Genomic DNA, 12,112 nt, shown 5'->3' with positions numbered 1-12,112 from the left:
CGCATGGCACGCCCCAAGATCAGCCCGCGGGTGTGGCGCCCGCCCGCGGCGCCGAAGGCCGACCCGGACCCGCTGCCCGCACTGACGGTGGTGCAGGTCAACGGGTACGGCGCCGAGGACGTGCTCGTCGACAAGGGCCACGTGTACACCGGCGTCGAGGACGGCCGGATCCTGCGGCTCACCCAGGACGGCCGCAGGCTCGACACGATCGCCGACACCGGCGGCCGCCCACTCGGCCTGGAGTGGTACCCGGACGGTCGCCTGCTGGTGTGCGACTCGCGACGCGGGCTCCTCCTGGTCGACCGGCAGACCGGCGACGTCGAGGTGCTGGTGCCGCGCGGCCCGGAGCTGCGGGTGTGCAACAACGCGGCGGTCGCGGCCGACGGGACCGTGTACTTCACCGACTCGACGTCCCGGTTCGACCTCGACCACTGGAAGGCCGACCTGCTGGAGCACAGCGGCACCGGCCGGCTGCTGCGCCGCGACCCGGACGGCACGCTCGACGTGCTGCTGACCGGGCTGCACTTCGCGAACGGCGTCGCGCTCGCACCCGACGAGTCGTGGGTGGTGGTCGCGAGCAGCGGGTCGTACCGGCTCGACCGGGTGGCGCTGCCGTCCGGCGAGCACACGACGCTGGTGGCGAGCCTGCCCGCGTTCCCGGACAACATCGCGACCGGCTCCGACGGGCTCGTGTGGGTCGCGATGGCGTCGCCGAGGATCGCCGCGCTGGACCTCGCGCACCGGCTGCACCCGGCCATCCGCAAGGCGGCGTGGGCGCTGCCGGAGCCGTTGCAGGTCAAGGAGAAGCGGGTGGTGTGGGTCCGCGCCGTCGACGGCACGACCGGCGAGGTGGTGCACGACTACCGGTCCGTGCGCCCGGACTACCACATGGTCACGGGCGTCCGCGAGGTCGACGGCGTCGTGTACCTCGGCAGCCTGCACGAACGCGCGGTCGCCTGGTTCTCGCTGCCGTAGCCCGCGCGGCGTGGTGTTCGGGGTGGGGAAGGAGCGGCCACCGGCCGTCGACCGGGTGCGGGCCGTGCTCTGACAGGATCGGGCCGGTGACGGACGAGTTCGGGATCGAGCCGCGCGGGAAGCGGCGGGTGGCGTGGTGGGCGGCCGCGCTGGCGCTCCTCGTCCTCGTGGTCGTCGTGGCCCTGGTCCAGGACCGGGCGGGCAGCGCGGACGAGGCGTTGCTGACCGGCGCCGACTTCGGCGACGGGTACGAGGTCGCGGCGCTGACACCCGACCAGCTCGCCCGGGCAGGCACCGGTCTGCCCGCCGGTCTCGAGCCCGCCGAGTGCGCCGAGCTGCTGCGGGCACGGCCGGAACCGGCCACCGCAAGCACCGCCCGCGCCGTCTCCGCGCGCCGTGACGGCACCGCCTACCTCGAGCTGGTGGCGCCCGCCGACGACGTGCCCACCTGGGACCGCGACCGGCTCGACGAGCTGGTCGGCACCTGCGCGACCACCACCTTCGACGACGGCACCGTCGAGTTCAGCCGCCTCGACCAGCCCGCGGACGGGTACGCGTTCGCCGCGCGGGTGTCGTCCGGTGACGGGGTGGTGACGGTCGGCGTCGCCATGGCGGCGGTCGACGACCACGTCGTCGTGCTGACCGGGATCGCGCGGGGCGACCTGGACCGGCGGGAGTTCGCGCGGCTGGTGCGCCGCGCGGGCGAGCGGGTGTCAGCTCACCTCTGACCAGGCGTCGTCGACCAGCGCGGCGACGTCCTCGGGGTCGATGTCCGCGGTGACGTGCGTGATCGACACCGTGAGGTCGTCGGCGGAACGCGTGCAGGCCATCACCCTCGGCGGCTGGCCGGGGTCGTTGCGGACCGCGCACGCCACCGCCCCGTACCGCAGGACCTCCTCGATCGGCTTGTCGACGCCGAGGTCCTCGGGGTCGGTGAACGGCACGTACGGCGGGAACGGGCTCGGCGCGCGCACCACCTCCAGCGAGAACATCTCGTCGAGGTCGGCGTTCGCGTACTGCTGGACGACCGCGCCCGCCCCGTCGTGGGCCTGCGACAACCGGGCCGAGTTCTCCCGGTCGTAGCGCTCCTGGCGCTCGACCGTCGTGCGCTGGGCGTCGCCCGACGACAGCTCGGGCACGTCGGGAAACCGGTAGTAATCGCCCAGTCGTGCCGGGGCGGAAACCGGCGACGACGACGGGCCGCCGTTGCCGAATAGCAACCAAATCCCCGACGCCACCGCGGCGCCCACGACCAGCCCGGCCACGCAGGCGAAGACTGCGATCGCACGAGGACTCGCACCGCCGTTCGGCGGTGTGTGTACCGGCATCCGGAGGCCGTTCGGCGGCGTCGGGAACTCCTCGAACCGTTCACCGGACTGGGCTGTCATCGCGGTCTGATCTCCTGTCCACTCCATAACAATTGCGGGGTTGACACTCGCGCGGACCCTGGTCCACGCTTGGCCGCCGTTAACCGATCAAGTTGGCGAGTAGTGTGCCAGCCGTAGCTGGTCACAGTCAGGTCCGGTCCGAAATGGACCGGCGAAGAGGAGTCGAGGATGACTCGGGACACGAGCCGCGCAATCGGCTTGGCCTCAACGTGCCGCCGTGCCGCCGTGTCCCCATCGGGTCCGCTCCGCCAGTTTCGTGTATACCGTGTTCCGCCCAGGTCCCCAATGGCCCAGGGGCCCGGGCGGGTGTGTGTTCCGTTTTGATCGACAGGAGAGAACGAGATGATGGGTAAAGCAAGGGTGCGCGGTGCCGCCTTGCTTGCCGTCGCGGCGGTCGTGCTGGCCGGTTGTGGCGATAGCGGTTCCGACGGCGGTGGCGGTGGCGGTGGCGCCAACGCCGGTGCGCTCGAGGGGCGCGGTCCGATCAAGTTCGCGACCGGCAAGGACACCTCGGGCAACATGCAGAAGCTGGTAGACCAGTGGAACTCGGAGCACCCGGACGAGAAGGTGACGATCACCGAGCTCCCCGAGGCCGCTGACGAGCAGCGCAACCAGATGGTGCAGAACGCCCAGGCGCAGTCCAAGGAGTTCACCATCCTGAACCTGGACGTGGTGTGGACCGCCGAGTTCGCCGCGAACCAGTGGGTCGTGCAGCTGCCGGAGGACCAGTTCGACCTCGAGAACTTCCTCGAGCCGGCCGTGAACACCGCGAAGTACCGCGACAAGCTCTACGCCGTCCCGGTGTACTCCGACGGTGGCCTGCTCTACTACCGCAAGGACCTGCTCCAGGCCGCGGGCGTGACCGAGCCGCCGAAGACGTGGGCGGAGATGAAGGACGCCTGCGCCAAGGTCCAGGCGACCCCGGCGGGCAAGAACGTCGGCTGCTACGCGGGCCAGTTCGACAAGTACGAGGGCCTCACGGTGAACTTCTCCGAGGCCGTGCAGTCCGCGGGCGGGTCCATCCTGGACGAGTCCGGCAAGCCGACCGTCAACACCCAGGAGGCCAAGGACGGCCTGAACTTCCTGGTGGAGGGCGTCAAGTCCAAGGAGATCCCGGCCGCCGCGGTCACCTACAAGGAGGAGGAGGGCCGTCGCGCGTTCCAGGACGGTCAGCTGATCTTCCACCGCCAGTGGCCGTACCAGTACGCGCTGGCCAACGCGACCGACGGTTCGTCCAAGGTCGCCGGCAAGTTCGACGTCGCCCCGCTGCCGGGCAAGGACGGCCCCGGTGTGTCCACTCTGGGCGGTCACAACTTCGCGATCTCGGCCTTCGCCGAGAACAAGGCGACCGCGCTGGACTTCATCAAGTTCTTCACCAGCGAGGAAGCGGAGCGGTCGAACCTGATCGCCACGTCCCAGGCGCCGACCAGGGCCAACCTGTACGACGACGCGGAGCTGGTCAAGCAGTTCCCGTACCTCACCACGCTGAAGGAGTCGATCCTCAACGCGGTGCCGCGGCCCCAGGCCGTGAAGTACAACGAGGTCACGGCGGCCATGCAGGAGGCCGCGTACGGCGCGATGAACGGTGAGACGAGCACCGACGACGCGCTGAAGGAACTGCAGTCGAAGCTCGAGTCGCTGACCGCGCAGTAGCTCCGAGAACCGCCGGCCGGGCAGGCCCTCTTCAGGACTTGCCCGGCCGGCTTCCCTGTATCACCACCTGGGAGTGCTGACGTGACAGCCACCACCGCGCCGCCGCAGGCCGCGGCAGGCGATCCGAAGAAACAACCGTCGACCGCGAAGCGGGACCCGCAGAAGCACGGCCGCCTCGCGTTCATGCTGCTGACGCCGACGTTCCTCGTCCTCGCGCTCGTGATCCTGTACCCCCTGATCGCGGCGCTGCGCGAGTCGCTGTACCAGCGGAAAGAGGGACTCGACGAGAGCGGCTTCGTCGTCAAGGGCGACACGTTCGTCGGCGTCGAGAACTACGCCAACATCTTCAAGGGCGAGACCGCGGAGCGGTTCTGGAACGCCTTCGTCAACACCACGTTCTTCACCGTCACCACGCTGGTCCTCGAGATCGTCATCGGTGTCTCGATGGCGCTGGTGATGCACCACGCGCTGCGCGGCAAGGGCCTCGTGCGGGCCAGCATCCTGGTGCCGTGGGCCATCCCGACCGTCGTGTCGGCGATCATGTGGCAGTTCATCTTCCAGGCCGACGGTGTCGCCAACGAGATCCTGAACTCGCAGGTCCTCTGGACCACGGAGGGCTTCCACGCGAAGATCGCCGTGGTCATCGCGGACGTGTGGAAGACGGCGCCGTTCGTGGGCCTGCTCGTGCTCGCGGGCCTGCAGATCATCTCCAACGACGTCTACGAGGCGGCCAGAGTGGACGGTGCCTCGGCGTGGAAGCAGTTCTGGCGGATCACACTGCCGCTGGTGAAACCCGCGCTGCTGGTCGCGATCCTGTTCCGCGGCCTCGACGCGCTGCGGATGTTCGACCTGCCGTACGTGATGATCGGGCAGCGCAAGTCGTCCGTCGAGACGCTGTCGATGCTGGCCCAGGAACAGGCGACGAACCTGAACTTCGGGCCTGCCGCCGCGTACGCGGTCGTGCTGTTCCTGTACGTCGCGCTCGTCGCGTACGCGTTCGTGAAGCTGCTCGGCGCCGACGTCATCGGTGAGGCGCGCACGCGTGCCAAGGAGCAAAAGCAGCGCCCGAAGGGTGTCCCCGGGATGGTGACGACATGAGTGACACGAGGGCCCCCGGCGGTCGCCGCTGGCTGCTCAACATCGGTATCGGGATCATCGTCGTCTACTGCCTGATCCCGTTCTACTGGATGGTCGTTTCCGCGTTCCGGCGGCCGAACGACATCGGCTCGAACTCGGTGCTGCCCAGCCCGTGGTCGCTCGAGAACTTCAAGTCGGTGTTCAGCCCGAGCGTCGGCTTCTGGCGGTCGCTCCTGAACAGCGTGTTCGTGGCGGGCACGACCACGATCCTCACCCTGATCGTCGGCACGTTCGCCGCGTACACGATCGCCCGGCTGGACTTCCGGGGCAAGAACGTCGTCGCCGGGATCATCATCGCCACCTCGATGTTCCCCGGCGTCGCGCTGATCGTGCCGCTGTTCAAGCTGTTCATCGACATCAAGTGGATCAACACCTACCAGGCGATGATCCTGCCCAGCCTCTCGTTCGCGCTGCCGCTGGCGGTGTGGACGCTCGCCACGTTCTTCCGGCAGATGCCGAAGGAGCTGGAGGAGGCGGCCATGGTGGACGGTCTCACCCGAGGGCAGGCGTTCCGCCAGGTGATCCTGCCGCTGGCCGCGCCGGGCATGTTCACCACCGCGATCATCACGTTCATCGCGGCGTGGAACGAGTACATCATCGCGCTGACCATGGTGAACGAGAAGGAGATGAAGACCGCGACGGTCGCCATCTCCCAGTTCACCGGCATCTCCGGTTACGACAGTCCGTTCGGGACGAAGATGGCCGCCGGCGTGATCGTCACGGTGCCGCTCGTCATCGCGGTGCTGATCTTCCAGCGACGCATCATCGCAGGCCTGACCGCAGGAGGCGTCAAGTAATGAGGAAACGGCCGGTCTTACTCGGCTCCGTGTTGGCACTCGTCGCAACCGCGCTGGCGGTACCGGCCAGCGCGGAGGACAGATCGAGCGGCGGTTTGGCGGGTGGTGCGTTCGAAGGGCGCCACCTCGCCGAGCTGTCCGAGACGACGAGACTGGCCGACCGGCGGGCACTGGTGACAGGTGACCGCACCATCGCGATGGGCGACGCGAACGGGTTGTACCCGGCGAGCGGCTGGCACATCCGCGGTGAGATGGGTGGCGTGTGGACGCCGCCCGTGAAGCTGCTCGACGGCATCTGGTTCGCCGTCGACGGCGCGTGGCTCGGGGCGGACACCCCAGCCGAGGAGTACACGACCGGGTGGGGCTACCACCGGTTCGCGTACGCACCGGCCGGGCTGTCCGTCGACCGGGTCGACTTCGCACCCGACGGGGTGCGGGCCAACGTGATCGGCCTGACGTTCCGCAGCGACACGGCACGGACCGTGGACCTCGCGATGGACGCGCACTCCGAGCTGATGCCCGCCTACCCGTGGGGCTGGACCACCCCGAACGCGGGCCAGGCGAACCTGCCGGACACCGGTTCCTACGCCGACGGCACGCTGCGATTCCGGGAGACCGGCGGCGGCCACGACTACGCGGCGGTCGTCGGGTCGTCGGCCCGGCCGGTGGGCCACGAGCTCGGCCCCGACCACCGCGGTCCGCAGGACCCGGCCGTGGTGTGCCCGGCCGACGGCACGGCGCCGCCCCGTTGCGACGACTCCGCGTTCGGCAAGGGCACCGGCGGGCGGCTCGACTACTCCGTCGACCTCAAGCCCGGCAGGGCCACCACCGTCTGGTTCACGGTCGCGGGCTCCGACAAGGGCCTGTCCTCGGCGCGGTCGGAGTACGCGAAGGCGTCGCGGAACCCGGTCGCCGCCCTGCGGTCCAAGGTGGACAGCCGCCGTGCGCTGGCGCGCAACACGGTCGTCGACCTGCCCGGTGACCGGGCGCTGCAGCAGAGCGTCGAGTGGAGCAAGCAGAACCTGGCCGACTCCGTGCAGGAGGCGCACGACCTGGCGCTGCGCGACACCGACGAGGGCAGGGCGTACCCCGCGCCGGCCGGCACGCTGGCCGAGGCCCGCTGGTTCGGCGCCGGGTTCCCGGACTACCCGTGGCTCTTCGGCACCGACGGCGAGTACACGTCGTTCGCGGCCGTGGCGGCCGGGCAGTTCGAGCCGATCAAGGCGCACCTGCGGGCGCTGCGGGACGTCAGCGAGGTAATCAACGAGGGCAGCGGCAAGCTGGTCCACGAGGTCGTCTCCACCGGCGACGTGTACTTCGGCGCGAACGACGACGCGGGCAACACCGACGAGACGGTGAAGTTCCCGAGCGCGGTCGCGCTGGTGTGGCGGTGGACGGGCGACAACCGCTTCCGCGACGACCTGTACGACTTCACCGTCCGCAACCTGCGCTACGTCGACGCCAACCTCGACGAGGACGGCGACGGCTGGCTGGAGGGCCTCGGCAACGTCGAGCGTTCCGGCATGGGCGTGGAGAAGCTGGACAGCACCGCGTACTACATCCGCGGCCTGCTCGACCTTGCCGACATGGCCACGTCGAAGGGCGACACGGCGACGGCCGCCTGGGCCACCGGCAAGGCGTCCGCGCTCCAGGCCCAGTTCGAGGCGGTCTGGTGGGCGGGCGGTGACGCGAACGGCTACGCCGAGTCCATCGACGACCCGGCCGACCCCGCGAACGACAACCGCCCGGTCTTCCAGCGGCACTGGACCGGTGTCACGCCGATGGAGATCGAGCTGCCCGGCGGCAACGCGCTCGCGTCGCCGGCGCACGGCCCGGTCGCGTTGGCACAGCGGGAGAAGCCGTGCTACACGGGCGAGTTCGGGCTCTACCACACCGGTACCGGCCCGACGTCCGCGCCGGAGGGCAACCCGGGCCCGTCGTGCGACAGCGTCGTGTCGACGGTGAAGAGCGAGCGGTCGACGTACTCGCTCAACACCGCCGTGATGGCGGTGGCGGAGGGCAACTTCGGCCGGCTCGCGCAGCAGCAGCCGTACATCGACGGCAACGTCCGCATCCAGCTCGACCCGAGCGTGTGGGAGACCCCGGGCGCCATGCCCGAGGTGGCCCCGTCCCCGGACTTCGTGGCGAACATCGACCGGCCGTTCTACGACCGTTCCATGTCGCTGCAGGCGTGGGGCACGTACGGGACGCTGTGGCCGGTCGTGCACCAGTGGCTGGGCGTGTCCCCGTCGCTGGGCACGGGTGAGCTGTCGGTGGTGCCGCAGCTGCCGCCCGGGCAGAAGTCCGTGGCCGGCAAGCACATCCGGCTGGGCAAGCACGGTTCGGTGGACGTGTCGGCGTCGTCGTCCGGCAACCGCCTGACCACGACCGTGCGGCTCGACAAGGTGCGCGCCGACCTGACGGTGGGCGCGGTCCTGCCGTCCGGGAAGCAGCCGGTCTCGGTGACGTACAACGGCAAGCGGGTCGCGTTCGAGGTCGTGCCGACGACCAGGGGCGCCGAGGTTCGCGCGGACGTGCGCGGCTCCGGCAGCCTGACCGTGACCTACCGGTAGTGCCGCCCGGCCCCACCGCCGCGATCCGCTCGCGGAGGTGGGGCCGGTGCGTCGTGCCGTGGCCGGGTTTGTCGGCTGTCCTCGCGGTCGACGGACCGTGCGCGAACGGTCACCATTGCGACCTTCGGCGGTTGACCCGCGCTGATCACGCCCGCTTACGTTGATGGCGTCATTCCCGCGATCAATGGAGAGGGCCCTGCGATGCGTGGAAGAAGAGCGGCGTTCGTCGCCGTGACCGCCACCCTGCTCACCATCCTCGTCCCCGGCGTCGCGTGGGCGGACCCGCCCCGGGCGCTGCCCGCGAGCCACGCCGCCGCCGACGGGAAGTGGCAGCCCGCCTTCGACTACGACGGCGACGGCTGTTACCCGACCCCTGCCATCGGCCCGGACGGCACCATCGCGCCCGGGTTGAACAACTCCGGCGCGCTCAACGGCAACTGCCACGACCAGTCCGACCTGGACAACACCAACTCGTACTCGCGCAGCAAGTGCGACAACGGCTGGTGTGCCTACCTGTACGACCTGTACTTCGAGAAGGACCAGGCCGTGCCGGGCTGGGACTGCTGCGGCCACCGCCACGACATCGAGCACGTCGTGATCTGGGTGCAGAACGACCAGGCGCAGTACGTGTCGGTGTCCGCGCACGGCGACTACTCGACCTACCCGCGTGACCAGGTCGGCTGGGAGGGCACGCACGCGAAGGTCATCTACCACAAGGACGGCCTGTCCACGCACTGCTTCCGCCTGGCAGGCAAGACGGAGGTGCCGGAGAACCACTACGGCACCTGGCAGTACCCGGACCTCGTCAGCTGGGACAACTACCCGGCGGGCATCCGCGACCGCCTCGTCGCCGCCGACTTCGGCAGCGCGAGCCTCGCGATCAAGGACAGCGCCTTCGCGGGCAACCTCGCGAAGGCCAAGCCTGCCGGGATCCCCTTCAACCCCTACGCGTGAGCGGAAGGGGGGCGGCCCCCTGGTCCGCCCCCCTTCCCACCTCACGCCGTGCGGCGCCGGAACAGGTACCCGGTCGCCGCGACCGACACCGCGAGGATGCCGGCGCACCAGGCGAGCGCGACCCACGCGCTGTTCCCGACCGGCGTGCCGAGCAGGAACCCGCGCAGCGCCTCGATCAGCGGCGTGAAGGGCTGGTTGTCGGCGAACCCGTGGATCCACGACGGCATGGTCTCCACCGGCACGAACGCGCTGCTCGGGTACGGCAGGAACATCACGAAGAACGTGAACCCGCTCGCCGCCTCCGGGGTCTTCGCGAGCAGGCCGACCGCCGCGGACGCCCACGACAGCGCCAGGACCGCCACCACCAGCAGGCCCGCGGTCGCCAGCCAGTCCACGAGGGACGCCGACGGGCGGAAGCCGATCAGGAACGCGACTCCGAGCACCAGCACGGTCGACACCAGGTTCCGCACGGTGCTCGCGGCGACGTGCCCGCCGAGCACGGACACGCCGCGGACGTCCATCGACCGGAAGCGGTCCATGATCCCGTTCGTCATGTCGTTCGTGACCGCGACCGCGGTGAGCGAGGCGCCGAACGACGCGCACAGCATGATCACGCCCGGCACCACGTAGGTCACGTACTCGGTGCCGGTGTCGATCGCGCCGCCGAACAGGTAGACGAACAGCAGCATCAGCATGATCGGCAGCGCGAGCGACGTGAGCAGCGCGTCGCCGTTGCGGAGGGTCAGGGTGGTCGCGCGGCGGACCATCGCCCCGAGGTCGCCGAGCGGCGAGGCGGGGCGGACGGCGAGGTCAGACAACGGCGGGCTCCTTCGTGGTGACGTGCCCGGTCAGCGCCAGGAACACGTCGTCGAGGGTCGCGGAGTGCACGGCGAAGCGCGCCACCGCGGTGCGGGCGGGATCGAGTTCGTCGAGCAGTGCGCGGACGTGGCCCGCGCTGCCGTCGGTCGCGACCGACAGCGTGTGGCGGGCGCGGTCGGGCAGCAGCGCACGGTCGCCGAGGTGGGCCGTCAGCGCGTCGAACGCGGCCGGGCCGGTGAGCGTGAGGTCCAGCCGGTGCCCCGACACCTGCTGCTTCAGCTGCGCCGCGGTGCCCTCGGCGACGACGCGGCCACCGTCGACGAGCGCGATCCGGTCGGCCAGCTTGTCGGCCTCCTCGAGGTACTGCGTGGTGAGGAAGACCGTCACACCGGTGCGCGTGAGGTCGACGATCACGTCCCACATCGCCGCGCGGCTGCGCGGGTCCAGCCCGGTCGTCGGCTCGTCGAGGAAGATCACCGCGGGTGGCACGATCAGGCTCGCGGCCAGGTCGAGGCGCCTGCGCATGCCGCCGGAGTACGTGCCGACGCGGCGGGTGCCCGCCTCGACGAGGTCGAACCGTTCGAGCAGCTCGCCGGCGCGGGCCGCGGCCGCGCGGCGCGACAGGCGGGCGAGCCTGCCCATCATCCGCAGGTTCTCCGCGCCGGTCTGCAGCTCGTCGAGCGCGGTGTCCTGGCCGGTGAGGCTGATGCTGCGGCGCACCAGCGCCCGCTCGCGGACGACGTCGTGGCCCGCGACCCTGGCCTGGCCGTCGTCGGGGCTGGTCAGCGTGGTCAGGATGCGCACGGTCGTGGTCTTGCCGGCGCCGTTGGGGCCGAGCAGCGAGAAGACGCTGCCGCGCGGCACGTGCAGGTCGACACCGGTGAGTACCCGCACCGGGCCGTAGGACTTCGTGAGGCCGGTAGCCTCGATCGCTGGTTCGCCGGGCATGGGTTCCCCCTGGAAGTTCGGCGGGCTTACTGCGTACGACATAAACTGTACTGCGTATGGCATAAACAGTGACATCAGGGATGTCCCTGAGTTGGGTCAGGGTTGATGAGCGACGAGACGGAGACCGGGCTCCCCGCGAGCTTCGAGCTGGCCTGGGGCGTGCGCGACCGGCCGACCAAGGGCCCCAAGCGCGGGCTGTCGCTGGAGCAGATCGTCGACGCGGGCGTGCACGTCGCGAACACCGAGGGCATCGGCGGGGTGTCCATGGGCCGGGTCGCGAAGGAGCTGGGCGCGTCGGCCATGTCGCTCTACCGCTACGTCGCGTCGAAGGACGAGCTGCTCGCGCTGATGATCGACGGCGCGTTCGGCAAGGTCGACGTCGAGGTGCCCGCCGAGGGCACGTGGCGCGCGCGGCTCAACCGGTGGGCCGAGGTCGAACTGGCCGCGTACCGCAGGTTCCCGTGGATCCTGCGCATCCCGGTGTCCGGCCCGCCGATCATGCCCAACCAGCTGTGGTTCATGGAGCAGGGCCTGCGCGCGCTCGGCGGCACCGGGCTGCGGGAGGACGAGAAGCTGTCGGCGATCCTGCTGATCACGAGCTTCACCCGCAGCTTCGCGACGCTCAACAGCGACCTGACCGAGGCCGTCGGCAACGAGGACCCCACCATGGCCCGCGTCATGCCCCGCTACGGCGAGCTGATCAAGAAGCTGACCCCGGCCGAGGAGTACCCCGCGTTGCACGCCGTGGTCGACGCGGGCACCTTCGACGAGGACGAGGGGTTCGACGACCTCGACTACGACTTCCGGTTCGGGCTCGAACGCGTGCTGGACGGCATCGAGGCGCTCATCCGCACCCGCGGATGACCGA

Annotated in this window: 11 protein-coding genes; 8 read left to right on the top strand and 3 right to left on the bottom strand. The window is 70.3% G+C overall.

The window, feature by feature from the left end; all coding sequences use genetic code 11:
* Positions 1-3: 3 nt before the first annotated feature.
* Positions 4-975 carry an SMP-30/gluconolactonase/LRE family protein gene (locus ACYQ77_RS29360; RefSeq protein ID WP_459716840.1) on the top strand — a complete coding sequence of 324 codons (972 nt, stop codon included), beginning with the start codon at positions 4-6 and terminating at the stop codon, positions 973-975.
* An 86-nt stretch (positions 976-1,061) separates the two neighbouring features.
* Positions 1,062-1,703: a hypothetical protein gene (locus ACYQ77_RS29355; protein ID WP_459716838.1), complete on the top strand. Its 642-nt coding sequence runs from the start codon at positions 1,062-1,064 to the stop codon at positions 1,701-1,703.
* Here ACYQ77_RS29355 and ACYQ77_RS29350 read toward each other — a convergent pair.
* Positions 1,689-2,363, bottom strand: coding sequence for a hypothetical protein (locus ACYQ77_RS29350; RefSeq protein ID WP_459716837.1), 675 nt, complete (start codon positions 2,361-2,363; stop codon positions 1,689-1,691). The two genes, ACYQ77_RS29355 and ACYQ77_RS29350, sit on opposite strands and share 15 nt — an antisense overlap.
* A 342-nt stretch (positions 2,364-2,705) precedes the next feature.
* Here ACYQ77_RS29350 and ACYQ77_RS29345 point away from each other — a divergent pair, with 342 nt between their 5' ends.
* The 5 genes from ACYQ77_RS29345 (at position 2,706) to ACYQ77_RS29325 (ending at position 9,477) form a co-directional block, all read left to right on the top strand.
* Positions 2,706-4,016 carry an ABC transporter substrate-binding protein gene (locus ACYQ77_RS29345; RefSeq protein ID WP_459716835.1) on the top strand — a complete coding sequence of 437 codons (1,311 nt, stop codon included), beginning with the start codon at positions 2,706-2,708 and terminating at the stop codon, positions 4,014-4,016.
* Positions 4,017-4,097: 81 nt separating this feature from the next.
* Positions 4,098-5,114: a carbohydrate ABC transporter permease gene (locus ACYQ77_RS29340; protein WP_459716834.1), complete on the top strand. Its 1,017-nt coding sequence runs from the start codon at positions 4,098-4,100 to the stop codon at positions 5,112-5,114.
* Positions 5,111-5,950: a carbohydrate ABC transporter permease gene (locus ACYQ77_RS29335; protein WP_459716832.1), complete on the top strand. Its 840-nt coding sequence runs from the start codon at positions 5,111-5,113 to the stop codon at positions 5,948-5,950. Before ACYQ77_RS29340 ends, ACYQ77_RS29335 begins: the two co-directional genes overlap by 4 nt.
* Positions 5,951-5,979: 29 nt before the next feature.
* Entirely contained in the window at positions 5,980-8,523 is a 2,544-nt protein-coding gene (locus ACYQ77_RS29330; protein ID WP_459716830.1) for a glucosidase family protein, read from the top strand.
* A 201-nt stretch (positions 8,524-8,724) separates the two neighbouring features.
* Entirely contained in the window at positions 8,725-9,477 is a 753-nt protein-coding gene (locus ACYQ77_RS29325) for an NPP1 family protein (protein ID WP_459716829.1), read from the top strand.
* Positions 9,478-9,518: 41 nt separating this feature from the next.
* Here the strand turns inward: ACYQ77_RS29325 and ACYQ77_RS29320 are convergent, their stop codons facing one another.
* Both ACYQ77_RS29320 and ACYQ77_RS29315 read right to left on the bottom strand, forming a co-directional pair.
* Complete coding sequence (locus ACYQ77_RS29320; protein ID WP_459716827.1) at positions 9,519-10,295, bottom strand: ABC transporter permease; 777 nt, start codon at positions 10,293-10,295, stop codon at positions 9,519-9,521.
* Positions 10,288-11,244, bottom strand: coding sequence for an ATP-binding cassette domain-containing protein (locus ACYQ77_RS29315; protein WP_459716826.1), 957 nt, complete (start codon positions 11,242-11,244; stop codon positions 10,288-10,290). The genes ACYQ77_RS29320 and ACYQ77_RS29315 overlap by 8 nt, the downstream gene beginning before the upstream one ends.
* 105 nt (positions 11,245-11,349) lie before the next feature.
* On the opposite strand from ACYQ77_RS29315, the gene ACYQ77_RS29310 reads away from it, so the two are divergent.
* Positions 11,350-12,108 carry a TetR/AcrR family transcriptional regulator gene (locus tag ACYQ77_RS29310; protein ID WP_459716825.1) on the top strand — a complete coding sequence of 253 codons (759 nt, stop codon included), beginning with the start codon at positions 11,350-11,352 and terminating at the stop codon, positions 12,106-12,108.
* Positions 12,109-12,112: the final 4 nt, after the last annotated feature.

It is taken from the genome of Actinophytocola sp. KF-1 (assembly GCF_054661535.1).
The sequence above is the reverse complement of the archived record's forward strand: the minus strand, read 5'-3'. Positions and strand labels throughout refer to the sequence as shown.

Bases quoted from the DNA above. Each gene is read 5' to 3' on its own strand.
- ACYQ77_RS29360 (WP_459716840.1), top strand. From the start codon at position 4: ATGGCACGCCCCAAGATCAGCCCGCGGGTGTGGCGCCCGCCCGCGGCG.
- ACYQ77_RS29350 (WP_459716837.1), bottom strand. From the start codon at position 2,363: ATGACAGCCCAGTCCGGTGAACGGTTCGAGGAGTTCCCGACGCCGCCG.
- ACYQ77_RS29345 (WP_459716835.1), top strand. From the start codon at position 2,706: ATGATGGGTAAAGCAAGGGTGCGCGGTGCCGCCTTGCTTGCCGTCGCG.
- ACYQ77_RS29335 (WP_459716832.1), top strand. From the start codon at position 5,111: ATGAGTGACACGAGGGCCCCCGGCGGTCGCCGCTGGCTGCTCAACATC.
- ACYQ77_RS29325 (WP_459716829.1), top strand. From the start codon at position 8,725: ATGCGTGGAAGAAGAGCGGCGTTCGTCGCCGTGACCGCCACCCTGCTC.
- ACYQ77_RS29315 (WP_459716826.1), bottom strand. From the start codon at position 11,244: ATGCCCGGCGAACCAGCGATCGAGGCTACCGGCCTCACGAAGTCCTAC.
- ACYQ77_RS29310 (WP_459716825.1), top strand. From the start codon at position 11,350: ATGAGCGACGAGACGGAGACCGGGCTCCCCGCGAGCTTCGAGCTGGCC.